The sequence below is a fragment of the Bacillus sp. ATD genome, assembly GCF_050585765.1.
Lineage (GTDB): Bacteria > Bacillota > Bacilli > Bacillales > Bacillaceae > Bacillus > Bacillus stercoris.
The window spans coordinates 228,037-253,422 of record NZ_JBOBQH010000002.1 but is presented as its reverse complement, the minus strand read 5'-3'; the positions used below and the strand labels follow the sequence as shown (position 1 = coordinate 253,422).

Annotated in this window: 31 protein-coding genes, 1 tRNA gene and 1 riboswitch; of the genes, 9 read left to right on the top strand and 23 right to left on the bottom strand. The window is 41.6% G+C overall.

Annotated features, from left to right (window positions below):
* Positions 1–35 precede the first annotated feature (35 nt).
* The 3 genes from gcvPB to gcvT are packed head-to-tail and all read right to left on the bottom strand — an operon-like array spanning position 36 to position 3,958.
* Positions 36–1,502, bottom strand: a complete 1,467-nt coding sequence (gene gcvPB, locus ACQXR1_RS05805; protein ID WP_430771844.1) for an aminomethyl-transferring glycine dehydrogenase subunit GcvPB — start codon at positions 1,500–1,502, stop codon at positions 36–38.
* Entirely contained in the window at positions 1,495–2,841 is a 1,347-nt protein-coding gene (gcvPA, locus tag ACQXR1_RS05800) for an aminomethyl-transferring glycine dehydrogenase subunit GcvPA (RefSeq protein ID WP_227098781.1), read from the bottom strand. Before gcvPA ends, gcvPB begins: the two co-directional genes overlap by 8 nt.
* Positions 2,842–2,869: 28 nt before the next feature.
* Positions 2,870–3,958 carry a glycine cleavage system aminomethyltransferase GcvT gene (gcvT, locus tag ACQXR1_RS05795; RefSeq protein ID WP_430771843.1) on the bottom strand — a complete coding sequence of 363 codons (1,089 nt, stop codon included), beginning with the start codon at positions 3,956–3,958 and terminating at the stop codon, positions 2,870–2,872.
* A 171-nt stretch (positions 3,959–4,129) separates the two neighbouring features.
* A riboswitch (glycine riboswitch) is annotated at positions 4,130–4,231 on the bottom strand.
* Positions 4,232–4,399: 168 nt separating this feature from the next.
* Between gcvT and ACQXR1_RS05790 the strand changes: the two genes are divergently transcribed.
* The 4 genes from ACQXR1_RS05790 to sinR all read left to right on the top strand — a co-directional run bounded on the left by ACQXR1_RS05790 (position 4,400) and on the right by sinR (position 7,614).
* Positions 4,400–6,073, top strand: a complete 1,674-nt coding sequence (locus ACQXR1_RS05790) for a DEAD/DEAH box helicase (protein WP_069149860.1) — start codon at positions 4,400–4,402, stop codon at positions 6,071–6,073.
* 20 nt (positions 6,074–6,093) lie between these two features.
* On the top strand, positions 6,094–6,888 hold the full coding sequence (locus tag ACQXR1_RS05785; protein WP_069839479.1) for a YqhG family protein: 795 nt from the start codon (positions 6,094–6,096) through the stop codon (positions 6,886–6,888).
* A 183-nt stretch (positions 6,889–7,071) separates the two neighbouring features.
* On the top strand, positions 7,072–7,245 hold the full coding sequence (gene sinI, locus ACQXR1_RS05780; RefSeq protein ID WP_003230187.1) for an anti-repressor SinI: 174 nt from the start codon (positions 7,072–7,074) through the stop codon (positions 7,243–7,245).
* Between the two features lie 33 nt (positions 7,246–7,278).
* Positions 7,279–7,614 carry a transcriptional regulator SinR gene (sinR, locus tag ACQXR1_RS05775; protein WP_003226345.1) on the top strand — a complete coding sequence of 112 codons (336 nt, stop codon included), beginning with the start codon at positions 7,279–7,281 and terminating at the stop codon, positions 7,612–7,614.
* Between the two features lie 93 nt (positions 7,615–7,707).
* Here sinR and tasA read toward each other — a convergent pair whose 3' ends face one another.
* The 3 genes from tasA to tapA form a co-directional block, all read right to left on the bottom strand.
* A complete protein-coding gene (gene tasA / locus ACQXR1_RS05770; RefSeq protein WP_014664586.1) occupies positions 7,708–8,493 on the bottom strand; it encodes a biofilm matrix protein TasA in 786 nt (261 codons plus the stop codon).
* A gap of 63 nt (positions 8,494–8,556) precedes the next feature.
* A complete protein-coding gene (gene sipW / locus ACQXR1_RS05765) occupies positions 8,557–9,129 on the bottom strand; it encodes a signal peptidase I SipW (protein WP_014664587.1) in 573 nt (190 codons plus the stop codon).
* Positions 9,113–9,868, bottom strand: coding sequence for an amyloid fiber anchoring/assembly protein TapA (gene tapA, locus ACQXR1_RS05760; protein WP_014664588.1), 756 nt, complete (start codon positions 9,866–9,868; stop codon positions 9,113–9,115). The genes sipW and tapA overlap by 17 nt, the downstream gene beginning before the upstream one ends.
* 271 nt (positions 9,869–10,139) lie before the next feature.
* On the opposite strand from tapA, the gene ACQXR1_RS05755 reads away from it, so the two are divergent.
* Positions 10,140–10,466, top strand: a complete 327-nt coding sequence (locus tag ACQXR1_RS05755; RefSeq protein WP_014664589.1) for a YqzG/YhdC family protein — start codon at positions 10,140–10,142, stop codon at positions 10,464–10,466.
* Positions 10,467–10,506: 40 nt separating this feature from the next.
* Here ACQXR1_RS05755 and ACQXR1_RS05750 read toward each other — a convergent pair whose 3' ends face one another.
* From ACQXR1_RS05750 to corA, 10 genes are all read right to left on the bottom strand, one after another.
* Entirely contained in the window at positions 10,507–10,686 is a 180-nt protein-coding gene (locus tag ACQXR1_RS05750; protein ID WP_014480252.1) for a YqzE family protein, read from the bottom strand.
* Positions 10,687–10,757: 71 nt separating this feature from the next.
* On the bottom strand, positions 10,758–11,132 hold the full coding sequence (gene comGG, locus ACQXR1_RS05745; protein ID WP_243572238.1) for a competence type IV pilus minor pilin ComGG: 375 nt from the start codon (positions 11,130–11,132) through the stop codon (positions 10,758–10,760).
* Positions 11,133–11,513 carry a ComGF family competence protein gene (locus tag ACQXR1_RS05740; protein ID WP_014664591.1) on the bottom strand — a complete coding sequence of 127 codons (381 nt, stop codon included), beginning with the start codon at positions 11,511–11,513 and terminating at the stop codon, positions 11,133–11,135.
* Between the two features lie 25 nt (positions 11,514–11,538).
* Positions 11,539–11,886 (bottom strand): competence type IV pilus minor pilin ComGE, encoded by a 348-nt coding sequence (gene comGE / locus ACQXR1_RS05735; RefSeq protein ID WP_151257321.1) that lies wholly within the window; start codon positions 11,884–11,886, stop codon positions 11,539–11,541.
* Positions 11,870–12,301, bottom strand: a complete 432-nt coding sequence (gene comGD / locus ACQXR1_RS05730; protein WP_151257320.1) for a competence type IV pilus minor pilin ComGD — start codon at positions 12,299–12,301, stop codon at positions 11,870–11,872. The genes comGE and comGD overlap by 17 nt, the downstream gene beginning before the upstream one ends.
* On the bottom strand, positions 12,291–12,587 hold the full coding sequence (gene comGC / locus ACQXR1_RS05725) for a comG operon protein ComGC (protein WP_003230162.1): 297 nt from the start codon (positions 12,585–12,587) through the stop codon (positions 12,291–12,293). The genes comGD and comGC overlap by 11 nt, the downstream gene beginning before the upstream one ends.
* Before the next feature lie 13 nt (positions 12,588–12,600).
* On the bottom strand, positions 12,601–13,638 hold the full coding sequence (gene comGB, locus ACQXR1_RS05720) for a competence type IV pilus assembly protein ComGB (RefSeq protein ID WP_430771842.1): 1,038 nt from the start codon (positions 13,636–13,638) through the stop codon (positions 12,601–12,603).
* Positions 13,625–14,695 carry a competence protein ComGA gene (gene comGA, locus ACQXR1_RS05715; RefSeq protein WP_095431688.1) on the bottom strand — a complete coding sequence of 357 codons (1,071 nt, stop codon included), beginning with the start codon at positions 14,693–14,695 and terminating at the stop codon, positions 13,625–13,627. The genes comGB and comGA overlap by 14 nt, the downstream gene beginning before the upstream one ends.
* Positions 14,696–14,906: 211 nt before the next feature.
* A complete protein-coding gene (locus ACQXR1_RS05710) occupies positions 14,907–15,317 on the bottom strand; it encodes a CBS domain-containing protein (protein ID WP_168781104.1) in 411 nt (136 codons plus the stop codon).
* A gap of 62 nt (positions 15,318–15,379) precedes the next feature.
* The gene (corA, locus tag ACQXR1_RS05705; protein WP_430771841.1) at positions 15,380–16,333 is read right to left on the bottom strand and encodes a magnesium transporter CorA; all 954 of its coding nucleotides are present in this window, start codon (positions 16,331–16,333) and stop codon (positions 15,380–15,382) included.
* A 141-nt stretch (positions 16,334–16,474) separates the two neighbouring features.
* Between corA and ACQXR1_RS05700 the strand changes: the two genes are divergently transcribed.
* Positions 16,475–17,803, top strand: a complete 1,329-nt coding sequence (locus ACQXR1_RS05700; RefSeq protein WP_040083766.1) for a hemolysin family protein — start codon at positions 16,475–16,477, stop codon at positions 17,801–17,803.
* A gap of 49 nt (positions 17,804–17,852) precedes the next feature.
* On the opposite strand, the gene ACQXR1_RS05695 is transcribed toward ACQXR1_RS05700, so the two are convergent.
* Positions 17,853–18,689 (bottom strand): STAS domain-containing protein, encoded by an 837-nt coding sequence (locus tag ACQXR1_RS05695; RefSeq protein WP_071581440.1) that lies wholly within the window; start codon positions 18,687–18,689, stop codon positions 17,853–17,855.
* A gap of 84 nt (positions 18,690–18,773) precedes the next feature.
* Here ACQXR1_RS05695 and ACQXR1_RS05690 point away from each other — a divergent pair.
* A tRNA-Gln gene (locus ACQXR1_RS05690) sits at positions 18,774–18,844 on the top strand.
* A gap of 66 nt (positions 18,845–18,910) precedes the next feature.
* On the opposite strand, the gene mgsR is transcribed toward ACQXR1_RS05690, so the two are convergent.
* On the bottom strand, positions 18,911–19,291 hold the full coding sequence (mgsR, locus tag ACQXR1_RS05685) for a transcriptional regulator MgsR (protein WP_014664601.1): 381 nt from the start codon (positions 19,289–19,291) through the stop codon (positions 18,911–18,913).
* Between the two features lie 233 nt (positions 19,292–19,524).
* Here mgsR and ACQXR1_RS05680 point away from each other — a divergent pair, with 233 nt between their 5' ends.
* Positions 19,525–19,770, top strand: coding sequence for a DUF2626 domain-containing protein (locus ACQXR1_RS05680; RefSeq protein WP_003226300.1), 246 nt, complete (start codon positions 19,525–19,527; stop codon positions 19,768–19,770).
* Between the two features lie 39 nt (positions 19,771–19,809).
* Here the strand turns inward: ACQXR1_RS05680 and ACQXR1_RS05675 are convergent, their stop codons facing one another.
* Positions 19,810–20,445 carry an MBL fold metallo-hydrolase gene (locus tag ACQXR1_RS05675; protein ID WP_014480263.1) on the bottom strand — a complete coding sequence of 212 codons (636 nt, stop codon included), beginning with the start codon at positions 20,443–20,445 and terminating at the stop codon, positions 19,810–19,812.
* Positions 20,446–20,601: 156 nt separating this feature from the next.
* On the opposite strand from ACQXR1_RS05675, the gene ACQXR1_RS05670 reads away from it, so the two are divergent.
* Positions 20,602–20,775 (top strand): DUF2759 domain-containing protein, encoded by a 174-nt coding sequence (locus tag ACQXR1_RS05670; protein ID WP_003230141.1) that lies wholly within the window; start codon positions 20,602–20,604, stop codon positions 20,773–20,775.
* A gap of 31 nt (positions 20,776–20,806) precedes the next feature.
* On the opposite strand, the gene ACQXR1_RS05665 is transcribed toward ACQXR1_RS05670, so the two are convergent.
* The 4 genes from ACQXR1_RS05665 to ACQXR1_RS05650 form a co-directional block, all read right to left on the bottom strand.
* Positions 20,807–21,121: an MTH1187 family thiamine-binding protein gene (locus ACQXR1_RS05665; RefSeq protein WP_014664603.1), complete on the bottom strand. Its 315-nt coding sequence runs from the start codon at positions 21,119–21,121 to the stop codon at positions 20,807–20,809.
* 2 nt (positions 21,122–21,123) lie between these two features.
* A complete protein-coding gene (locus tag ACQXR1_RS05660) occupies positions 21,124–22,179 on the bottom strand; it encodes a hypothetical protein (protein ID WP_071581441.1) in 1,056 nt (351 codons plus the stop codon).
* 67 nt (positions 22,180–22,246) lie between these two features.
* Complete coding sequence (locus tag ACQXR1_RS05655; protein ID WP_418657143.1) at positions 22,247–23,377, bottom strand: M14 family metallopeptidase; 1,131 nt, start codon at positions 23,375–23,377, stop codon at positions 22,247–22,249.
* An 82-nt stretch (positions 23,378–23,459) separates the two neighbouring features.
* Positions 23,460–25,376, bottom strand: a complete 1,917-nt coding sequence (locus ACQXR1_RS05650; RefSeq protein ID WP_326273291.1) for an LTA synthase family protein — start codon at positions 25,374–25,376, stop codon at positions 23,460–23,462.
* Positions 25,377–25,386: the final 10 nt, after the last annotated feature.

Sequence of the window (25,386 nt, the reverse complement as noted above, 5' to 3'; positions counted from 1 at the left end):
AGCAAAACAGCTGTCTGGCAGACAGCTGTTTTTATTTATTTCTCTTCCGCCTCGTATCTGAGCACCGGGTGTCTCGCCGCTTTTGTTTCATCCATTCTTTTTACAATCGTTGTATGTGGCGCCTCCTGAACAAGCTCCGGATTCTCCTCCGCTTCTTTTGCGATTTGAATCATAGCATCAATAAACGCATCCAGTGTTTCCTTTGATTCTGTCTCTGTCGGCTCAATCATGATGCATTCTTCAACATTAAGCGGGAAATAAATTGTCGGCGGATGATAGCCGAAATCAAGCAGCCGTTTTGCAATATCAAGCGTACGCACTCCCAGATTTTTCTGCCGCTTCCCTGACAATACAAATTCATGCTTGCAATGGCGGTCAAACGGAAGATCGTAATAAGGCGCGAGCTTTCTCATCATATAGTTGGCGTTTAACACTGCGTTCTCAGTAACAGCTTGTAACCCGTCAGGCCCCATGGAACGGATGTACGTATACGCTCTGACATTAATGCCAAAGTTGCCGTAATACGGCTTCACGCGGCCGATCGCATGAGGGCGGTCATAATCAAACGTAAAGCGCCCTTCTTTTTTGACTAAAACGGGTTTTGGCAAATACGGAATCAGATCTTGTTTTACGCCGACAGGGCCTGAGCCGGGGCCTCCGCCGCCATGAGGGCCTGTGAATGTTTTATGCAGGTTGAGGTGCACCACGTCAAATCCCATATCCCCAGGTCTCGCTTTGCTTAAAACGGCATTTAAATTAGCGCCGTCATAGTACAATTTCCCTCCCGCTTCGTGAACAATCTCCGCCATCTCTGTAATCTGTTCCTCAAACAAGCCGAGCGTGTTCGGATTCGTCAGCATAAGAGCTGCAGTTTCTTCATTCACTGCTCTTTTTAAATCCTCTAAATCAACAAGCCCATTTTCATTCGATTTCACCGTAACGGTTTCAAAGCCTGCTACTGTCGCTGATGCAGGATTCGTCCCGTGCGCGGAATCAGGGACAATGACCTTCGTCCGCTTGAAATCCCCGCGCGCTTCATGATAGGCGCGAATCATCATCAGCCCCGTCCATTCACCGTGCGCTCCGGCAGCAGGCTGAAGCGTGACTTCATCCATTCCCGTTATTTCTTCAAGGTGCTTGCTTAAATCATATAAAAGCTCTAACGCGCCTTGTACCGTGCTTTCATCCTGAAGGGGGTGAATCGCAGCAAAACCGGGAATACGCGCGATTTTCTCATTGATTTTCGGATTATATTTCATCGTGCAAGAACCGAGCGGGTAAAAGCCGGAATCCACCCCGTGATTGCGTTTGGACAGCGCCGTATAATGGCGCATGATATCCAGCTCTGAAACCTCCGGCAGCGCTGCGTCTTCGTCACGAATATAGGTGTCTGACAAGAGGCCCTCCAATTTGATTTCCGGTACATCGAGCTCCGGCAGACTGTAGCCGATACGGCCTTCTCTGGAAAGCTCAAAAATAAGTGCCTGATCCTGATTACTCATGGCGATCCCCCAATTCCTGAATGAGTGCGTCAATTTCTTCTTTTGTTCTCAGCTCCGTTACAGCAACCAGCATATGACAGTTTAGCTCCGGGTACGTCAGCCCAAGATCATATCCGCCAATCATTCCTTTTGCCAGCAAACGCTGGTTCACAGCTCTCACTGGTTCCTCCAGTTTGATGACAAATTCATTAAACATCGGTCCGTCAAACATAACGGTAAGGCCTGCTTTTTTTGCTTCTTGCTTTGCATAGTTGGCTTTTAAGAGATTTTGGCGGGCTATTTCTTTTACACCGTTTTTTCCGAGAGCAGTCATGGCCACTGATGCCGCCAGCGCATTTAAAGCTTGGTTCGAGCAAATATTTGATGTTGCTTTATCCCGGCGAATATGCTGCTCCCTGGCTTGCAATGTAAGCACAAAGCCTCTTTTCCCGTTTTCGTCTTCCGTTTGCCCGACGAGGCGGCCCGGCACCTTTCTCATCAATTTTTTCGTAACGGCAAAAAAGCCGCAGTGCGGGCCGCCGTATGCTGAAGGAATGCCGAAAGGCTGCGCATCACCGACGACGATATCAGAGTGAAACTTGCCAGGTGGCGTGAGGAGGCCCAGCGCAAGCGGGTTGGCTGATACAATAAACATGGATTTCCCTTGATGAGCGATAGGCTCAATATCCTGTAACGGCTCAATCCGGCCAAAAAAATTCGGGTATTGAACGATCACTGCGGCTGTGTCCTCGCAAACGGTTTGGCGCAAAGCATCAAGATCTGTAACGCCATCTGCAGCGGGTACTTCAACAACTTCGATATACTGACCTTTTGCGTACGTTTTCAGCACTTCCCGCGATTCAGGATGCACGGTTTTTGACACAACGATTTTTTTCTTTTTCGTGTGGCCTGAAGCAAGCATTGCTGCTTCTGCCAAAGCTGTACCGCCATCATACATAGAGGAGTTGGCGATATCCATTCCCGTCAGCTCACAGATCATCGTTTGGAATTCAAAAATCGCCTGAAGCTCTCCTTGTGAAATCTCTGGCTGATAAGGCGTATATGCGGTATAAAACTCAGAGCGCGAAATGACATGATCCACAATGACAGGCTGATAGTGGTCATATACACCCGCTCCCAAGAAAGAAGCGTATTGTACGGTATCACGATTTTTAGAGGCCAGCTTTGTCAGTTCTCTTGTTAATTCCGTTTCTGATTTCGCTTTTTTGATTTGATACTCTTTTTTATATTTGACGTTCTCCGGTATATCAGCAAATAAATCATCGACGCTGCTTACGCCGATCGCGGCAAGCATTTCCTGTTTATCCTTTTCTGTTGCGGGCAAATAACGGTGCTTCATGTGTTGACTCCTCTCTCCAAGAAAAATATTAGCGTTTATAAAATGGTGTTTTGACAACCTTTGCTTTCACTAATTTTTTGCGAATCTCTACATCTACAACAGTCCCGATATTACTCGCTTCCGAAGCAATTAAGGCAAGGCCGACGTTTTTCCCTAATGTGGGTGACTGCGTGCCGGTTGTCACCTTTCCTACGGATTTGCCATTATGAAAAACTTCATATCCGTGCCGCGGTATCCCTTTGTCAATCATTTCGAGACCGACAAGTTTACGCTTCGCTCCGTTTTCTTTTTGTTCACTCAATACTGATTTCCCGAAAAAGTCAGACTCCTTTTTGTGCTTTACGGCAAAGCCTATACCTGCTTCAATCGGTGTAATATCCCGGGTCAGCTCCTGACCATACAGCGGGAGCTTCGCTTCAAATCGAAGCGTATCACGTGCTCCGAGACCACATGGAATCAGTCCATATGCATCCCCTGCATCAATGATTTTTTTCCAAATATGAACAGCATCATCACTGCGGCAGTAAATTTCATACCCGTCTTCACCCGTATAGCCAGTTCGGGAAATAAGCGCTTTGCAGCCGCTAATATCGGCTTCATCCATAAACGCAAACGGCTTTAAGACAGACACATCTGCAGCTGTCAGATTTTTTAAGATCGCTTCTGCTTTCGGCCCCTGTACAGCCAAGAGCGCGATTTGATCTGACTGATTGTCAATCTGCACATCACCTGCTGCATGTTCTTTCATCCAAGCCAAGTCTTTATCTATATTAGAAGCATTAATGACAAGCAGATAGCGGTTTTCTCCTTTTTGATAGATAAGCAAATCATCGACGGTTCCGCCATCCGGATAACACATCGCCGTATATTGAGTACGTCCTGGTGTTAACGCGGAAACATCATTTGTCATCAGCCTTTGCAAAAAAGACAGACTATCGTTTCCTGATACTTCGATTTCTCCCATATGGGATACATCAAACAAACCGGCTGCAGTTCGGACAGCCTCGTGTTCTTTTTTTATAGAAGAAAATTGGACAGGCAGCTCCCAGCCTCCGAAATCAATCGTTTTTCCTCCATATTCCTTATACAGGTCAAATAACGGCGTTCTTTTCAGCATCTAATTCCTCCCCTTTTTCAACGGCGCAGCTAAAAAACATACAAAAAAGGACAGAGAAACACCTCATGTAAAATGAAGGTTCTCTGTCCTGGCACCTGAAAGTTTACTTTGCATACGCAAAGACGTCCCCTTTGGTGGTTTGCGCATCCGCGCAAACACTCTCCAGAGTTGCGTCGAGCAAGAGTTCTTTTGCCTGAGAGATTCACTCCGCAGTTTGCTCCTTCGGCGCCTGTATCCCGAGGTTTTCGGTCAGGTCTCTCCCCTTGCTGTCATTCGCTCATATTTTCATGCTGTTGTGGACATACTATAGCAATATCTTACATCAAATACATACTCATATCCTACCATCATCACTATATGCTGGGCAACAGCAATTTGGGCAGATTTTTCTTATATTGTTCATCTTAAGAATCGAAGAATAAGAAAGGCGGTTTCAAAGCAATGAATGCAGAAATGATCTACGATGCAAAATGGCCTGAAGAATTTGCTGAAAGGCTGAAAAACGATGGCCCTTGGGCAAACTGGGAACTGTACAAACTCTCTGCAGAAATCCAGAAAACGTTAGCAATTCCAGAGTTTGAAGGCTTACGGGCTCCTTTATATCTGCCTTCCTTTACGCCGCTCCCACACCAGCTTGAGGTGGCGCAAAAAGTGGTTGAAAAAATGAACGGGAAAGCGATTTTAGCAGATGAGGTTGGTCTAGGAAAAACGGTTGAAGCCGGTTTAATTTTAAAAGAATATATGATTCGCGGATTAGCAAAAAAAATTTTGATCCTTGTACCCGCTTCCCTTGTGTCACAGTGGGTCAAAGAGCTTCAGGAAAAATTTTTGATTCCGGCTGTTGAACAAAAGAAAAGCTATGTGTGGGAACAATGCGATATTGTCGTCTCATCAATCGATACCGCGAAACGCTCGCCCCATCGCGAAATCGTTCTGTCAATCCCATATGACCTTGTCATTATTGATGAGGCGCACAAACTGAAAAATAGCAAAACGAAGAACTATGAATTTGTCCGGAATCTCGTAAAAAAATATTGCCTGCTTCTTACCGCGACGCCAATTCAGAACCGTATCGAAGAGATTTTCAATTTGGTGTCCTTACTAAAACCGGGGCATTTAGGCAGCCAGAATCACTTTCAGGAGGAGTTCGCCAACAAGAAAACCAGTTTAGAAGCGCATGAACATTTAAAAGATCTTGTGAATAAAGTCATGATCCGCAATAGGCGGCATGATACCGGGCTGAATTGGAAACAGCGCCATGTTGAAACAGTGCCGATTGAATTTTCTCCTTCAGAGCAGGCCCTTTATGATGAAATTTCCCGCTTGAAGGAAAGTATCAATAAGCCGGCCAGCATGTTCTCAATTATGACCTTGCAAAGAGAATGCTGTTCGAGCAGAGAAGCGGTATATATGACGCTGAAAAAAATGCTTGATCAAAAAGAGAAACAAGCACCTGCCATTGATGAGCATACGATTTCAGTTTTAATAGAGCGCATCAATCAAGTGACACAAAATTCTAAAGCGCTTCAAGTCGTTGATTTAATCAAAAAGATTGACGATAAGGTCATCATTTTTACAGAATACCGGGCAACCCAGATTTATTTGCAGTGGTTTCTTCAACAAAACGGGATCAGTTCTGTGCCGTTTAGAGGCGGATTTAAACGCGGGAAAAAAGACTGGATGAAGGACCTTTTCCGCGGAAAGATTCAAGTCCTTATTGCAACTGAAGCGGGCGGTGAGGGGATTAACCTTCAATTTTGCAATCACATGATCAACTATGACTTGCCATGGAACCCGATGCGACTTGAGCAAAGAATCGGAAGAATTCACAGGCTAGGGCAGGAGCGTGACGTGCACATTTATAACATGGCAACAAAACATACGGTGGAAGAGCATATTCTAAAGCTTTTATATGAAAAAATTCATTTGTTTGAAAAAGTGGTTGGCGAACTTGATGATATTTTAACGAAAATTCAAGTGAACAATTTTGAAGAACACCTTCATGACATTTTGTATCACTCAGCAACAGAAGAAGAAATGAAAATAAAAATGGATAACTTAACCTCATTTTTGTCTTATAAAAAACAGCAGCCTGCTGAAAAAAGAGGATCTTAGCCTGTAAGGAGGTTTTAGTAGTGAGACAGCGAGAGGTTCACGATTTTCTGCTGCGTTTTTTTCAAGCAAACAGCTGCCAAATCGTCGATCAAGGCTTAGGCTATATGACAGTACAGCTTACAGTTGAAATGGACAAACAGATCATGAACCGCCCTTTCTATTGGCATTGGCGTGAGAAGACAGGCGGTGATCCGAATCCAATGAAAATCACCTTTATTACAGATAAAGAAAATGCGCCAAAAGACCTAGATGGCGAATTTATATATTTTGGGGCCCCGCGCCTTTTTCAAATATTTAAAGCTGTTAAACAAAATGGGAGATTTACCAGAATGTATGAGAAAATTGAATCAGCCGGAGCCAAAGTCCCACTTCAGCCTTGGCTTGGTATAAATGTCACGATTTCATACCAGTCCGACATGAAAAAGGATAAGCTATTGTCACTAGGTCTTCACCTAGTCTCTGGAACGATTATTGAAGATTTTCAAAGCAAGCTGACACAGCTTTCACTGACATCTCAAATATGTGACTATTGCTTCACTATTTCACCTATGATCAAACCAGAAAGCGGGCTTAAACGTATGGAAAACTATATTTCCAAATCCGCTATGCAGGAGCCGTCCGACTGGGCGGAACAGGCGGTTGACAGGTGGAGAAATGATATGACATTGCTTGATAAGTTTTACGAGCATATAGAAGAAAAACCAGAAGAATACCATCTAGAAAAACAGGCGCTGAAAACGTTGTATCAACCAAAGATTTCAGTTGAAATTGAAAATGGCGGATTGTTTTATCTGCAAAATAATATTTCAAGCTAACTTTTTTACCATTCGACACCGTTCTCGTTTTTTTTAAGAAAATGCGATTATAATAAAAGTATATTGGAAAAAAATTCTGGTAATTGTAATGGCAAATGACTTCCAGAGACTAATGAAGCATACAATGAGTCATGGCCGGACTGGCTGAAATACATAAACAAGTATTTTAGGAGGAGAAACTGCATGAAAAATGCAAAACAAGAGCACTTTGAATTGGATCAAGAATGGGTTGAATTAATGGTGGAAGCCAAAGAGGCAAATATCAGCCCGGAAGAAATACGAAAATATTTACTTTTAAACAAAAAGTCTGCTCATCCTGGTCCGGCAGCCAGAAGTCATACCGTAAATCCTTTCTGAATGTGCTATAATATCACAAGGAAGGTGATGACATTGATTGGCCAGCGTATTAAACAATACCGTAAAGAAAAAGGCTACTCACTATCAGAACTAGCTGAAAAAGCTGGGGTAGCGAAGTCTTATTTAAGCTCAATAGAACGAAATCTACAAACGAACCCCTCCATTCAATTTCTCGAAAAAGTCTCCGCTGTTCTGGACGTCTCGGTTCATACTTTGCTCGATGAGAAACATGAAACCGAATACGATGGTCAATTAGATAGTGAATGGGAGAAATTGGTTCGCGATGCAATGACATCCGGGGTATCGAAAAAACAATTTCGTGAATTTTTAGATTATCAAAAATGGAGAAAATCCCAAAAAGAGGAGTAGTGCCTGAGCAGAGGCACTAACTCCTCTTTTGTCAATAAACATCGAGACGGCCCAGTATACAATATACTGGGCCGCCTCTTTTTATTGCTGTTTTTAATTTTTATCCTCGCTGTGCGCTTTTTCATTTTCTTTCACGTAACCGTCTTTATCAGTATGGTCCTTTTTGATTGTCAGGCCGTTCCACTGTGTAGCTTCGAACGAGAATTGAAGCTTAATGGAGTTGCCTTGGTATTTATTTTGAACCATAAGCCCGTTTTCATCTTTTGTTTTATCATCTTTGAATTGGATCTCCATTTGAACCTGATCGAAATCAGTTGGTGTTTTTGGAACACCATCATATTCAGGAGCGGTTTTACCGTCAATTGTTGCTACATTGACTTTACCGCTTGCATGTAAGAATTTAGGGTCAATTTGTTTTTTAATTTTTTCAGCAGCCGCTGCATCATTTTTAGCAGACATCAAATACAAGTCTTTAAGGTTCGCATCATCTAAAATAATGTTTTTCGGGTAACCATTGCCGCCCTCTTTTCCAACTGTCAATAATGTCACTTCAAACTGGCTGAGAAAATCTTCCGGAGATGTATTGCTGCCGCCGTTTGCTTTAAAATCTCCATAATTAAGCGCCATTAACACTTCTTTGATCGCAAGTGAGCCGTTATTTTCAAATTGGAAATCCTTTGTCAGCTTATCTCCCGGCTTTAGATTTGATAAGTTCACACTCGCTGAATTCTCTTTAGCAGATAAATCAAGCGTACCTGATGCAAAAGTAGCATCCTTTGATTTAATATCGTTAAATGCTGCCCATGTTCCTCCTCCAACTAAAGCTAATCCTAATGCCGCAGAAGCAACTCCTAAACTCAATTTCTTTTTCATACCCATGGCTAACTCCCCTTTTATTGAATATTTTTATATCGAAACCTGTTGCCAGGTTTACAACTGAGGTTAAGTGGACATGGTGCTGTCCTTTGTATCTGTTTCCAAGGCTTTTGTCTTTCTTTCAATTTCTCTGATGGCGCTGGTGATCGTCACAAAAGCGTACACTAGCAGCATCACGCCAGGAACAATTAATAAAATTGCCGTTCCAATCGGCTGGCTGGCAAAATGAAGCATATAGCCGGCATATGGAAGCTGAAAACCTGTGTATTGCGCGCGAACATTTTCGTCGGATACAGGCGCTGAATCGGCTGCAGCATTATTATCACCTTTTGTTTTAAATAACAAATGGTCTTCTTGCTTAGTGATGCCAACAATTCTGTGGGTGACCGCCGTATTTGCATCCTGCATAAATGTAATAACATCACCTTTTTGGAGCTCTTTCACATCAGTGATTTCTTTGACCAATATTAAGGAACCTGTATTGAACTCCGGCTCCATCGAACCTGACAGAACTGATTTCAGCGTGTACCCAAACACTGCCGGCTCTCCCCCGGATGAACGTGTTGAAATCACGACAAGTGTCAGCACTATAATAAGAGTAAAGATGATCACATAAAGAATATTACTGATCAGCTTCATTGCTTTTTTCATCCTCTTCCCCGCTTTCCTTCTGATCTGTTTGAGTTTCATTTTCTTTTATTACAGCTTCTTGAGATGTTTCTTCTTTAATTGTTTTTTTCTGTATATCGTTTTGTGTTGTTTCCTTGTTGACGTGCGACTTCGTTTCTTTTTTAGGAACTGTCGGTTTTTCATCGCATTTTGCAAGCGTCATAGGCTCCGACCACTCAAATGTACTGCCGTCTGCCGGGTAGCCGGCCGGTTTATATACTTTAAATGCATAAATGCCGGGTTTCATTTTTTTCTTCGTCTCAATTTTATAAAGTGAATCGCCAATTTGATTGGAGACAAACCCTTTTTCGATCACATTCCCATTCTTTAACGGTTTGCGGGCATTTTCCAGCTTATGAAGCTCCCACTTCCACTTTGATTTCTTAAGTTTCTCACCTGTATTTTTGAGCTCAGCAAATAAGGTAATAGGTGAGCATACAGTCCCTTTCGTATTTGTTTGATCTGATATGTGCAAATCACTTTGATCCCAGCGTTTATCATAATGGCAGTTTTTATCTGTATGCTGAAAGTCTTTACACGTTTGAAGTGAGACATCCAACGTTTCAATATCATGAAAAGCAGCGCTTGTATCATCGGAAAATTGTAAGCATATTGCGGCAGTCAGACTGAAAATGACTGAAAGCTGAAAGATAAGCAGCACTTTCAGTTTTGTCTTCGCCTTTTGCTGATTGCGAAACAATCGAAACATATCTTACCTCCTGTAAAACACTGTAACTTGATATGACAATCGTTCTCTTTAAAGAACTACACAAATAGAGTATAATCAACGATTTATAGATTTAAAAACATCAAAATCGACCATTTTGTTCGTTTAAAAGAATGTTTTCGCCATATTACAAAGTCTCGCTCCATATTGCTCACGTTTTCAATTTTTTAGAAATTTTTGGGATTGTTATGTGAGAAATTAAATGCATATCCCGCTCTAATTTGGTAATAATAAACAAAGAAAGGGTGACAGCATGATGATCAAACAATGTGTGATTTGTCTATCTCTTCTCGTCTTCGGCACCGCTGCCGCTCACGCAGAAGACGCACCGCTCGTAACCGCCCGCCACATGTCCAAATGGGAAGAAATCGCTGTAAAAGAAGCAAAAAAAAGGTACCCGCTCGCACAGGTACTGTTCAAACAAAAAGTATGGGACCGCAAAAGAAAAGATGAAGCAGTGAAGCAATACCATTTAACTTTGAGGGAAGGGTCAAAAGAATTCGGTGTTTTTGTGACGATTTCATTTGATCCTTATAGCCAAAAGGTCAATAAAATTGCCATTTTAGAAGAATATCAATAAGGTCCTCCATTTTTGAAGGACCTTATTCGTTAATTTGCGGTTATTTTTTCCGCTTGAGCCAAAGACGGAAGCCATAGGGTAAAATACCGAACCACTGCTGGGAAGCGGGCGTTTTTGTTTCTTTCCGCACCTCTTTTCGTTCTTTTCGCTCATCTCTCGGAGTATCTATATATTTGACAAATTGCTGCGTCATATATTTCACATAATCATTCGTTTTCACGTGATCACCTCATCATTCAATTATTATGAAGTGTTGTCTCATATGACTTTTTTTATACCCTTTCCACTGCTTTATTCTATCCAGCTCAGCATTTTTTTCTGTTTTTGATCAAACACGATCAGTGCAGTTCTTTCTGTTCCCGACTCCGTCAACACTTTTAAGTTGATTTCTTTTTGCTCTTTTATTGATGTATCGTGAATATAATAAAAAACCTGTCCATATGGAAATTGCTGCGTACCCTTCTGCCCTTTCTGTTGCTCAAGGACATGCCGAATTGAAAGAAGCGCACCATTCTGAAGCAAATTCTCTCCTGTATATAACTCTTTCGTTTCCTTCTCAAACATGCAGCGTGAAATATATTGAGCAGCAGTAAAGTTCACGATTAACAGCACAAGCGCTGACACAAAAAGAACTGCTGGATAAATAAACCCTCTCGTACGGTACATTCACCCTCCTCCTAAATACGAATAAACCGGAAAAGAAGTTTGATACACTTTTTTCTCACTCTCAATTTTCAGCAAAACAACACCATTTTCAATATCAGCTTTCATAGCTGTAATATGATCTAAAATGGGAACATGCCCTTTGCCATCCACTCTTTTTCTTACCATAGAATGATAAACTTCAAAACGGATGTCTTGCCCGGAAAGGTTGGTGCAAATTAAAACGCTCCCATGCTCGGCTGTCTTAACTGCCTGTGACTCCTTGCATTCATTCATCATCTGTTCTATCGAAATCATCCATTCTTGCTGTGTGAAACCGCCATGCTCCTGCTGTCGAGATAAAAACAGATGGAAAATCGTCGCTAACGATCCTGATATGAGCAAAAAGACAGAGAGAGAAAATAATACGTTAAGAAGCGTGTAGCCATTCTGTCTGCAGAATGCTGAGGCAAAATGATTTCTCTTTATAAGCTGCCGCTGAGATACATACGTTTTGATATTCGCCCTCCTCCTCCCACGTCATAGCATAGGTCTGGTTGTTCTTTGTCAACGTTTTTGAAGCGGCTCCTTCACCAGTCATGACATATTTGCTAATGCTCTCATTCATCATCTGATAACCGATTTCTCGTGATTCCGCCATATTTTCATCAGCTATCAGCTTGTCCCACAAGGGAACAACTGTCAGCAGCACAAACAGCCATAGGCTTAGCGCAGACATTGTTTCTATTGTAGAAAAACCTTTACTTCCTATCCACATTGACTCTCCCGCTCCCTAAATAAACTGTTATGTCATAAGTCGCATAGCCTTTTACTTGTATTTTCCCGCCTGCATTCGGGTGCCCTTTCTCATTAAATTCCAAACGGTCTTTTAATGTCAGCGGTTTTATAGAAAGTCCCGTTGCATAAGGACGTTTAATTACCGTATCACCCATGACTAATTGATATTCTTTTTTGTGAAAGAGAATTTTTGTTCTTTGTTGACTGGAAATCGCAGTCTGCTGTGCGAGCATCATATCATTTTTCATCTGCCATGCTGCCTGTCGGACAGCTGTATTGTCATAAGCAGGAGGAAGTGTGGTGAAGACGGCAATTAGGAGGATAGAGGTAATGCTTAACACAAGCAAACTTTCTAAAAGGGTAAACCCCTCCTCCTCGTTTAATTTAATGTTCAACCTTAACTTCTCCGCCAGTGATGATAATGCGCTTCCCATTTGGACAGACAGCATCCTTTTTCACATAGCCCTCTGACTGCAAATCGGCAAGGCTCGGAGTTTGTCCTTCATGATCAAGCTCAAAAGCAGTCATTTGTGCTTTAACCATGTTTTGTAAGCCTTCACAGCCCTTTTTTTGAATGGTTTGATTATGTTTTGTCACGTTCGGTATTGTAATTAAAAGCAATATCGAAATAATGAAGAGCACGATCAACATTTCAACAAGTGTAAATCCTTTTTCATTCATCAGCCTCTTCCTTTCACATTTGATTCATCATCTGATACATAGGCAAAAGCATAGATAAATACACAAGTAAGATCATTGCAGCAACAAATCCGTAAATCATCGGCTGAAGGATGCCTGTCCATTTTTGCGCTTTATGTTCCAGCCGCTGCAATATGAACTGGCTGTATGTGAAAAGCTCACGATCTAGACGGCCGCTCAGCTGGCCATGGGATATGACTTTTGAAAAATCAGTTTCAAAAAAAGGGCTCCCACAAATAGCCGCTTCAATTGATTCACCGGCTTTTAGCCGTTCAATCACGTGTTCTGCCTCGCAGCGGTAGAAAGGGAGAAACGTTTGATGTTTAAATGCATGTAGGCTGTCATAAATTGAGAGGCCTGATTTTAAAAGGCTGCTTAGCTGCAAAGAAAAAAAGTAGCTGTTAAACAGTCTGACAAGCATTCCGACAAAAGGAATCCTGACACAAAAAAGCATTTTCCGGGCAGGTGATTTTTTCTTAAACACAAACCCATAATAAATCCCGATACCAGCTGAAAAAAGAATCAGCAAAATGATCACAAGATCAATATGCTGAAAAAAAGCAAAAAGCATATCGGTTGAACGTGAGGTTTCCATATTCATCGATTGATAGATACCGGAAAATTGAGGAATGATGATGGACTGTAACATATAAAACATGACAGCAACGGTGAAGATGAGGAAAAGCGGATAGCGCAGCACCCTTTTCAGCTGGTCTGCCTGTGCAATTTTTCGTTCAAGCAGCTCTCCGCTCTGGATCATGGAAGCAGGCAGTTCACCATGTGTTTCAGCAAAATAACAAATACCTACAGCTTCCTTATGAAATGACAAACGCTTTAATACTTGATAAAACGGAGCTCCTTCCCTCAAACGAGTGACCGTGTCAGTCAAGTCAGCTGACTGCCTCTTATTCATCTGAAGTTCCATCAGGCGCAATCCATCCAGAAGTGTATATCCGCTTGCCGTCATTTCTCCGAGCCGCTTTAATAACAGGGCCTGATCCTTTAACGGCCAGGTTTTTCTAATCTTTTTCATGATAAACCCACCGGTCATAGTTGTTTGTCGTTAAATAGCCGAGCGCAATTCCTTTTCTGATAATTTGACGAAGCGTTTGATATTGGTAATTTGCATGATTTCCTTTGGCCTCCTGTATACATTGCTGAAGGTTTTTCCCATAAAGAAGCTCATAAACGCTAGCTCTTCTGGTATTTCGTGACTGACGGCAATATACTGATGAACATCCGTTTTCACAAAATGGACAAGCCAAATCAACCAAGCGCTGAGCCGCTATTGCAATGACGGTCTGTTCAATTTCATTCATATTGATACCGAATTCAAGCAGCCTGTAAATTGCGCCCTTTGCGTCTCTCGTATGAAGGCTCGTCAGTACCAGATGTCCCGTCATCGCTGCCCGCACCGCAATTTCAGCTGTTTCCGCATCTCTGATCTCACCTAAAATAATCATATCGGGGTCATGGCGCAAAATTGCCTTCAGACCTGCGGAATAAGTTACACCGGCTTTTTCATTCACCTGAACCTGAAGAACGTCTTCGTCCCTAGTTTCAACAGGGTCCTCTAATGTAACAATATTTCGATTAAAGTGTTTTTTTGCGTATTGAACCAGAGAGTATAATGTGGTAGTCTTCCCTGAACCAGTCGGCCCGGTAAAAATGAGCATGCCATGGGAATGTTTTAAAAATGAGAGTAATGTGGCTCCTGTCTTTGGAAATAACGACAGTTTATCAATCGAAGGGATATTGTATTGAGGCATCACTCTGATCACGAGGCTTTCTTCATTAATTGTGGGAAGCGTTGACATTCTTAAATGAACATTTCCCTCTTTCAGCTTTAACGTAAGCGAACCGTTTTGCGGCTTTCGCCTTTCCCCTATGTCCATTGCAGAAAGAAATTTAAAATGTGAAATCAGTCTTACGCACTCTTCTTTTTTCATGTTCCTTTTTTTCAGCAAGGCATGATCGACCCGAAAATGAATGATAGCGTCTCGCTCCCTCGGCACGATGTGAATATCAGAAGCCTTTGTTAGATATGCCTCTTCAATCAAGTTTTTGCTTATCTTTTCTATTGAATCCAATTTGATTCCCTCTCCTTTCCATGCGTATTGTAGAAAAAGAAGAGGCGGTAATCAAACAGGAAAAACGTGATTTCGTGAAGGCGTTATATACTGAAAAATCAATTCCTGCTGGCAGAAAAAAGACTTTCAACTGGAATGTACCCCTTTCATTATTATTTTCCCAATATAAAAAAGCAGACATGGTCACCATGCCTGCTTCATTCCATTTTCATTATGCTGTTTTAGAAATTTCACTTAATGCTTCTCCGGCTTTTTGATCAGTATCTTTCTCAACAGAAAGATCGCCTAAGGCAACGATACCGGTAATGTGCCCATTTTCAAGGATCGGTAAACGGCGGATTTGATGCTCAGCCATAAGCTGCCCCGCTTCTTCAGCAGACATATCAGGGTGGCCCGATACGAGGTCAGTGCTCATGATGTCACTTGCTTTTGCATCCATCTGATTTTCAGCTAAGCATCTCGTCACAATATCCCGATCAGATACAATCCCCTGAAGCGTGCCATTTTCACAGATTGGAATAGAACCGACATTGGAGTCTCTCATCTTTTTCGCTAGTTCCGTGATTGAAGCGTTTGGCTCACAGCATTCTACATTCTTCGTCATGATGTCTCTTATTTTCATGTTCATTCCTCCTTTACCGTGTTCTATTTATTCTTTATCCACTGCACAAAATATGAAACATCTTATAAGGTCCGCCTTTTTCGAGATTTCCTTTTCTTCTTCCGCTCCTGCAGCATATCTCCCGTCCAGCCTTTTTTCCTCAAATATAGGTAGATCAGAACCGTAGATGTGACAATCAATAAGAGAGAAAAGAGGTAGCCATATTTCCAATTCAGCTCCGGCATTACTGAAAAGTTCATTCCCCATAAGGCGCCCAGAGCTGTAATCGGCGTAAATAGCGTCGTGAAAATGGTCAATGCTTTTACAATTTCATTCCCCCTGTGTGAGGTAATGACTTCCTCTGAATGCAGCAGATTGTTCAGCTCCCCTTCAAATTCGCTGATGTATGTAAATCCTCTGTCAATTTTCTGATGTGTCCGCTGATAATCCTTTTTCCCTTCATCTTGAGGTAAAAAGGTTTCTTTCAATGCCATTTCAATTTTTTTGGCGCTTAATATTAAATTTTTCCAAATCATCAGTTCATGGCGCAGGAGATGGACACGGTTTAAAATGCTTTTGCTATTGTCATCTTTAATTTGCCATCGCAACTTTCTCAGCTTTACTTCAAATTCATCGACACCGATTAAATACGCATTCATTAGTTCGCCGAGAAGAATTAAAAACCCCTCTATCGCATTGTCCGCTCTTTCCATTTGCCGGACAACTTCTTTTCCTTTAATCTCTCTCAAAATCGCAAAGTCAAAGTTGATTGTAAAAAAATATTGCCTTGTGATATAAAAGTGAAAAACAGTATGGTCTTTTTCTTCACCAAGCCCCTGATCATAAACAATCGACCCAAATACCGCTTCATTGTCCGTTTCAGCTGTATCTACTCGCAAAAAATTAACGTGATGGTTATTTTCAAACCACTTTTCACACTGAGACCAGTGAGAAAAGTGAATGAGATCCCTTGCTTTACTTCTTTCCTGAGGCCCCATTTGGTACCAAAACCAATCTTTTCCCGTATGTGCCTTCATGTCAAGCTCCTCCAAACTTTTGTTCTTTATACTTTAATTGCCCAATAACGGCGTCACTAAACCATTGTGCGGCTTTAACCATGTTTTGTGAGCATTTTCCGGTGGTATGGAATGAAGAAAGACATCGGAAAAGGGAGGTGCATGCCTTCCTTGGAGAAGGCAGTTGTTTTGGAATTTGTCAATTTACTAGCAGTCGCTATTCTCATTTTGTTAACAGGATTTTTTGTCGCCATAGAATTTTCAATTGTAAAAGTGCGGCGATCCAGAATTGATCAGCTTGTCGCAAAAGGAAAGAAAGGTGCTAAAGCGGCAAAGCATGTCATCACTCACCTTGATGAATATTTATCAGCCTGTCAGCTGGGCATCACAGTCGCAGCTTTAGGATTGGGATGGCTTGGAGAGCCGACGGTGCAAACGCTGCTTCGGCCGCTTTTTCATAAAGCAGGCTTAAATGAATCGCTTACACACCTACTTTCACTCGTCATCGCGTTTTTAGCGGTTACGTATTTAAATGTCGTGATTGGGGAGCTGGCGCCAAAGAGTTTCGCCATTCAAAAGGCAGAGAGCATTACCTTATTGTTCGCTAAACCGCTTATTTGGTTTTATAAGATCATGTTTCCATTCATTTGGCTGCTGAACCACTCAGCCCGATTGATTACAGGAGTGTTCGGACTGAAACCGGCATCAGAGCATGAACTGGCATATACAGAAGAAGAGCTGCGGGTCCTATTGGCTGAAAGCTATAAAAGCGGTGAGATCAGAAAAAGTGAATTAAAGTACATGAATAATATCTTCACCTTTGATAAACGAATGGCAAAGGAAATTATGGTGCCGCGAAATGAAATGGTCAGTTTATCACTAGATGAAGGCTCAATTTCAAATCTTCAGGAAACAGTCAAGCAAACAAAATATACGCGGTATCCAGTTGTAAGAGAGGATAAAGATAACGTCATTGGCGTGATCAATATGAAAGAAGTGTTGTTTTCCATGCTGACGAAAGATTTTTCACTCAAAAAGCATCAAATTGAACCTTTCGTTCAGCCTGTTATCCATGTCATTGAGACGATTCCTATTTATAAACTACTGCTGAAAATGCAAAAGGAACGCACTCATATGGCGATCCTAATAGATGAATACGGCGGGACTTCCGGTTTGGTCACTGTCGAGGATATTATCGAAGAAATTGTAGGAGAAATCCGTGATGAATTTGATGCGGATGAAGTGCCTCATATACGCGAACTTGGAAAGGATCACTATTTATTAAATGCAAAATTATTAATCACCGACGTCAACAGCCTGCTTGGTACAGATTTATCAGACGCGGAAGTAGACACCTTGGGCGGCTGGTTTCTGACACAAAACATAGACGCTGAGCCTGAAAGTGTCATCGAATATGACGGCTACTCTTTTAAGGTAAAAGACATCGACAGCCATCACATTTTATTTATAGAAGTAAAAAAAGCTGAATAGCCTGAGAAAGGCTGTTCAGCTTCTACTTTCAGAATGAATGGCAAAAGCATCAACACTCTTTTATTTTAAATCCTTTATTGGCCAGAGCTTTAGCAAGACTTTGCTCGGTTTTCACATTCGAAAAATCCAGACCCAGCTTCACGACAGTTTGGGCAATTTCCGGCCTGATTCCTGAAATAATCGTCTCAATCCCGAGCAATTTGGTACTGTCAATCACTTTAAAAATTTGATAGGCCACCATGGTATCAACGATAGGAACGCCAGAAATATCTAAAAATAAATAGGAGAGCTTTAACGCTGAGCACTGCTCCAGCACCGACTCCAAAATCGTCCTCGCTCTGTAGGTATCAATTTCACCGACAAGCGGAAGAATCCCTATTCCCTCAGTAATCGGCATAATCGGCGCACTCAATTCATTAATCATTTCTTTTTGCGCGTTTAATTGTATTATGGTCACCTGATGATATTCCTCCGTAAACACTTCGATGATCCTATCAATGTTTTGATTCAAGATCCGGCTCCATTCATAAAAATCCTGAATGCTGATTTCATGAGAAGAAGCTTCGCTGAATTTTTGAATCCATTCAAACATAATGTGCCTGAAGGCGTTAAACTGGCCGACACTTTCTGTTACCGTCACTTCATGAACGGCACGGTCTCTGGCGCATTGAAGAGACCATCGATTGAGCTCCTCCGTTACGTCTTCTTTTCCAAGGGATTTTGCTACGATGGTCACCAATAATTCATGTTGGTCTTTTAACTTTTGTGCTAGTTTTTGCTGATCTTTCGCCGAATACAGCCAGCTGCCTTTTGACGTACAAACTTCCAGCCATTGTTGCGTGATATCTTCTTTGTGCTCTGTTAAATGCTGATCAAGAGCTGCCATCTTAATGAGTTACCTCCTGTTTTTGAAAATTATGCTTTATATGTATAACGCATCTGCCTTTACACATACTATGTTTACATTCAATGGGCTATAGCCAAGCGGTAAGGCAATGGACTTTGACTCCGTGATCGTTGGTTCGAATCCAGCTAGCCCAGTTTCTGAACAGGTGAAAAACCGAAGATAAGCTGATTCGTATAAATCAGCGGATCTTCGGTTTTTCATCATGCAGATTGATGAACCGTTTTCTTCTTTGATAATTTCAACAGTTCTCCCGGATTGTAACCGATCACCAGCTTTTTGTTATCCACTAGAATTGGGCGTCGCAAAAGCTTTGGCTTCTCGATTAAAAGTTCCAGCACCTCATTTACCGTCATTTCTTCGATGTTTAAATTTAAATTTTTGAAGGTCTGGCTTCGTGTCGCTAAAATTTCATCAATTCCTTCTGTCGTTAACGATAAGATGTACTTTAATTCATCTATTGTTGGGGTTTCTCTGAATAAGTGCCGTTCGTTAAATTCAATTTGATGTGCTTTAAGCCAATGTTTTGTTTTTCGGCATGACGTGCAGCTTGGGTATGAGTAAAAAGTTAATTGTTGTTCCATTGTTTATTTTCCTCCTCAGTTAACCATCTCTTTGTAGAATAACTACCCGGATCATTTTTCATTTAAACCATTTACAGAACTTTTTTCGGATTATTTTTTAAAAAATATTCATACAATAGAGAACGCAATCAAAAGGACAAATTCCATATGTATATTAATCATGAAAATGTTTACATTTCTAGGTGTGATCTATTATAATAACAGTCAGAGGGACTCTCGGGAGGGGATAAAAAATGAATCGCATGTTCCGGGTGTTAGGATTTTGGACGGGAATTTTTGCAGTCATGTTTTATTTAGGTGATATGAAAGATGCTTCCCTTTTATTTTTTGGACAGACGATTTTATTTGTGTTCCTATCGTATTTGAACTTAACTGAACGCATGTATATTTATATTTTTGGCGCTTATTTAACGATTTTCTTCGCCGGCTTTACATATTACTCGATTTTTATTATGGTGCCCGGCGGCGGAGGCCATTAAATGCAAAAAGAGACAAACCTTATCGGTTTGTCTCTTTTTTTACAATGAAAACCCATTTAAAAACGGATTTTGATCCTGCTCAGTCAGTACGTCTGTTTCAGGTCCATGGCCGCTTAACACCAGCGTATGTTCCGGCAGCGTAAGCAGTTTTTCATGAATGGATGTCAACAGCGTCTCTTGATCGCCGCCTATTAAATCCGTACGCCCTATACCGCCTTGAAACAGGACATCTCCGGAGATGACCAGGTCTGCGTCTTTCACATAGTAAGACACACTGCCTGGTGAATGTCCCGGCGTAAATAATGTTTCCAAATGAAACGGCCCGATATTCAACTCACCGTCGCCTTCAATCAGATGATCTGCAGGCTTAGCTGTAACCTCTATCCCTCGCAGCATGCCGGAGCCGTTTAGAGAGGCATCCGTAAGCCAATTTTTTTCATTTTGATGTAAGTAAACAGGAATATCCCATTTTTCTCTCACTTCATCAAGCGCCCCAATGTGGTCAAAATGGGCATGTGTAAGCAAAATGGCTAAAGGCGTCAGCCCTTTTTCTTTTATGTATTGATTGATTTTATGTCCCTCGCCGCCCGGATCAAAAATCAGGCATTGATCATCGCTGATGAGAAAATATGCGTTCGCTTGAATCGGCCCTACTGGCATTCGTCTCCATTTCACTATTATCACCTCTTTCTTTTTTATGCTCTTATTATGAGGGTTTTTAAAAAAAGATTCAAACAATCGCAATGAAAACGCTATCGACAAACCTATAAAAAACAGGTAGAATAAAACTGGAAAGAATTGCAGGTTTTTCAATGTAAAGGGGGCTGTGTTATGTTACTTGTCGTGATTTTCGGCCTTGTCGCTCTTTTCGCTTTATGGGGAGTCTTGCGTTCTGTTAGAAATAAAAATATACTCGGGTTTTTATTAGCCGGCGCCACCTTATTTGTCTTTGGCTGGTTTACCGTGATGACCGTCATAAACAGCGGCTATCCAACCGCACATTAAAACCTGTATCCGATGGGATACAGGTTTATTTTTATGGCTGTAAATGTTTATTGACACTTTCTATTTTGCTCTCAAGCGTCGTTTTTTTGTCACGTCTGTCATCAATGCGGATATTCGTTGCCACTCTGTGCAATCCTTTTTGAAATGGCGCTTCGTGAATCGCCTGAATGACTGTGAAAAGGTCACTGAGTTCACCTTCAATCAGCGTATTCATCGGTGTCAGCTGATATTTGATTTTCCCTTCAGCTTGATATCCTTCTAAAATCTTTTGCACATCGGCCACGTAAGCACTGACACTGGGTGTTTCCGTACCGATTGGGATAATGGTCACATCTGCGATAGCCATCGTTACTCCATCTCCTTTTGATCAATAATGAGTTGCTTCGTTTTATGTGATTTCAATAAAATGATTTGCTCAAAATGAAAGCCGTATAACGCATATTTCCCGTTCGGAGATATTTGAATCGGCTCCATTTCCCGCAGAGAGACAAGATCTTTTGTCTCACCCGATGCCACATTGATTGCAGCAAGCTTATAAGCATCACCGCTTTGTTTGAACGTATAAAACAGGCCTCCCGCTTCATCATAGTCATACTCCATTGGAGCCAAACTTGTATATTTCGTTTGGAGCGGCCATTTCACTGTAACAGGTGATTTTGTATGCGGCGTTTCAAACTGATACGTCCCTTTCTCTCCGGAAGCTGACTTCACAGTAAAACTCATTTGATGGAAAGAATCGAAGAACAGAACGTTATCCTCAAGCTTTTGCTCCGTCTTAGAGGCTGTATTAAACGTATATAAAGGCCCTGTTTTTTCGTCTCTTCCCTCTTTTACATAATCAAATGTATTTTTGGATGTCCAATGAATGAACGGAACCTGTACCGGACTTAAGAAAGACTCATCTTTTTTAGCATTCACCTGATATGTATGGAAATCCCAGTTTTCACTGAATTCCGTCACCATTATTTGATAAGGATCATACTGATTCCAAGCAGCCTCCAGTTCATATGTTTCGTAATCTTTTTCGTAAAGCGGCTCTCCTTCTGAATTAAGCAAAACCACTGCTGTCTTTTGGCTATGTGTGATTTGCAGCAGAATCATCTGCTCCCTCGCATTGATTTGAACATCAACGATTTGACCATCCGTTTGATAGAGCTTTTTCGCTTTGCCTGTAAAGATACGGTACGCAAAAAGCTCTGTTTTCGTCGGATTAGACGCAGTATATAAAATGGTGCTGTTATTCAGCCAGCCTTCCGCACCGTCCGCTTTTTCCGCGGAAAGCGGTATGATATCTTTTTCCTCATCTTTTGCCGCCGATGCCTGTTTTTGCTGCTGATGAGATGGTTCGCATGCCGATAAACTAAACAGCAATGCAGACAGCAGAATGAAACAAACTGATCTCATCAGCCTTCCCCTCCGATCCTCTTTATTGTCTCATATTTGCTTCGGCAGAAAAAAGAAAAAGTTTTAGTTACTCATGAAAAAATAACGCTCTCCACAAGATGCCGTTTGTGGCGTTATATATATGTGAAAACTGCTGAAACGGCAAAGGATTTCGGCCTTTTCCAAGTTCCACCGTGTACCCTTCTTTAAAATAGTGGTGAATAAACCAATCGCGAAATCCCGCGTAGCTGTCTATATCCCTTACTCCCTTATAAATGTTCCCGCTTATCTCCTCAAAATCCTTTATAACAGCGGCAGATTCTTCAGGCTCAAGGCCTTTATAGCCCCAATAAATTTCTTCCCCTTGAGTATGGAGAGCCAGCAGTCTGTCAGGCGGATTCTCCGTTATCAGCCGGTACATCGCAATGGATTCCGGCTCTGTAAGCGGAGAGATTCCCGGAAAATCGCGGTAGCTGGGTGCTGTCGGTTTTCGGTATTTTTCAATTTCCCATAACGAAGGGAATTGCTTATTTAAATCAACCCCGTTTATGTTCGCCTTCCATTCATTAAAATTCGGACGATGTTCATTTAGCCTTTCGAGCTCATCTCTTCTGGCTCCCATAACTTCTGATCCGTTTAAGACAAGATCAACGCCATCCGGATTGACAAGAGGAACGAGGGATAAGGATGTACTGCTAAACAGCTGTATGGGAGAAAAGCCGAAGAAGGGCGAGTTGCGGCATAATGACATACAGTATTCCTTAAACCATTTTAGCAGGACAGACGTAGTAATCCACTCATTCGCATGAAATGATGCATTCATATGGACCTTTTTTACGGTATGCTCCCCACCAGCCTTCAGCTCCCAGATAGGCCTTCCGAGTACAGAACGGCCAATTTCCCTGCATGAGACAAACGGAAACACATCAATGATCTTCTTTATTTCCTCTTCAACAGCTGAATCATCGTAGATTTTCTCTTGCTCAATCCAGTTATCAGAAAAGTCCAGCTGCCGAGGCTGTAAAAAACGCTTTATGTCCTGTATGGTTTGAAGCTCTTTGCCACTATGCTCTTCTATCACATAACCAGGGCAATACAATTGGTGTTCCTGTGCGATACAATTTGCACGTCTAAGCAATTCCTCGTCTATCTTCAGATCTCTCGCCACTCTGGACAAATTGTTCTTGATCTCAGGCTTCACCGTAATAAACGCCATCATCATCCCCCTTTTTTGTTACTATATGACAGCGCATTTAAAAAAAGAAAGCCTCCCGCTCACTTTGATGCGGGAGACATTGTAATTACGATGCTTGATCAAGCATTTGTTTTTCTTTCCGTTTTGACGAATTGTCCAGCCTTTTCTGATCATAAAATCGCAACAAATCTCCATAAATGATTTCATCAGAAAGTGATAGCTCTTGTTTCGCTTTATCAGCAAATGCTTCGCATTGTTGTGTCTCTTCTAACGGTTTTCCCGTCTCTTTGTCATAACACGCACCGTCTGTATATACAACCTGATCCGTGATAAAGCTCCCGTCCCGGAGCACTGTAAAATCCAGTTTTTCGTCCGAAAGCAGATCGTTTCCGAATTGAATATGATCTTTCGTATCAATTCCTAAAAGATTCATCAGCGTCGGCCTGATATCAATCTGCCCGCCTACTGTTTCAATGGTTTGCGGCTTTTTATCGGTAATACCCGGAATATGAATGACAAGCGGCACTTTTTGGAGCTGCACCTCTTCAAATGGGGTTATTTCTTTTCCTAAAAACTGCCCCATCGCTTCATTATGGTTTTCCGATATACCATAATGGTCACCGTATAATACAATAACAGAGTTGTCGTATAACCCGTCTTCCTTCAGCTTTTCGATAAACCGTTTCAGCGCCTCATCCTGATAACGCACTGTCGGAAAATACTTATTTAGCGTCTGGCTGCTTGAATCATATTCATCAATCAGTTGATCCTCTTCATCAAGATCAAATGGGAAGTGGTTCGTCAGTGTGATCAGCCTCGAGTAAAACGGCTGAGGCAGATTTTTCATCAGCTCTGAAGACTGCTCAAAAAATTCTTTATCCTTTAGTCCCCAGCCGACTGAATTTTCGTCCGTAACATCATACGAGTTACTATCAAAAAACGAATCATATCCAAATGAGTCGTACATTAAATCACGATTCCAAAAGCTTTTATTATTAGCGTGAAGCACCGCTGAATAATATCCGCTGTTTTTCAAAATTTCAGGAGCTGCCATATATTGATTGCCCGCATTCGTAAAAAACACGGCACCTCGTCCAAGCGGATACAGTGAATTGTCCACGATAAATTCAGAATCCGAGGTTTTCCCCTGGCCTGTCTGGTGGTAAACATTATTAAAGTTGTAGCTCTGTTTTATAAAGTCATTCAGAAAAGGCGTGATTTCTTCTCCATTCACTTTTTCATTAATCACGAAGCTTTGCGTCGACTCTAAGGATACGAGAATGACATTCCTTCCTTTTGCAGCGCCGAATAAGCTTTTGTTGGCATCTTTCGCATTAGCGGTTACATAGTTTTCAATTTCCGTCAGGCTGTTGCTATCTGCCAACGCTCTCTGTGCGGATTGCTTTGACTGAAGAACACCGTCGTAAATATGAAAATTAAACAGGCTAATGTTTTTAACAAGCATTTCTCTGTCAAATGAGCGTGTCAATAGCTGAGGTCTTTCCGCCTCAGACAAGCCCAGATTGAAGAAATAAACAGAAGCAACGAACAAAAAATAAGCCGCCCGTTCATTTTTCGTAGAGGGAATGTCCGATTGAAAAGCTTTTTGCCGGATGTAAAGCCATATTAAAACCACAATATCTACACCCAATAGGAGGTCTGTCGGTTCAAGAAGTGTTCCTATGCTGCTTCCGAGATCACCCATATTGCTCGTTTGAAAAAGAACAGGGATTGTTAAGAAATCATTGTAAAAACGGTAAAAAACCATATTAGCCAGCAATACAAACGTGACAAGACAGCTCATCGCGATAATGTAACGATTTCTGTTTTTGCCTTTTAAAAACAGGCTGAGGCCAAAAATAAGCAACAAAAAACTCAATGGGTTGATAAACAGAATAAATTCCTGTGTTAGATTGTCGATTTTAATATGAAAACTGGTTTTGTAAACAGCATACGTTTTCAGCCACATCAATAAAATGGCAATCAGCATAAATGAAATCTTCGAAAAAAACGTTTTTCGCATTTCAACCTCC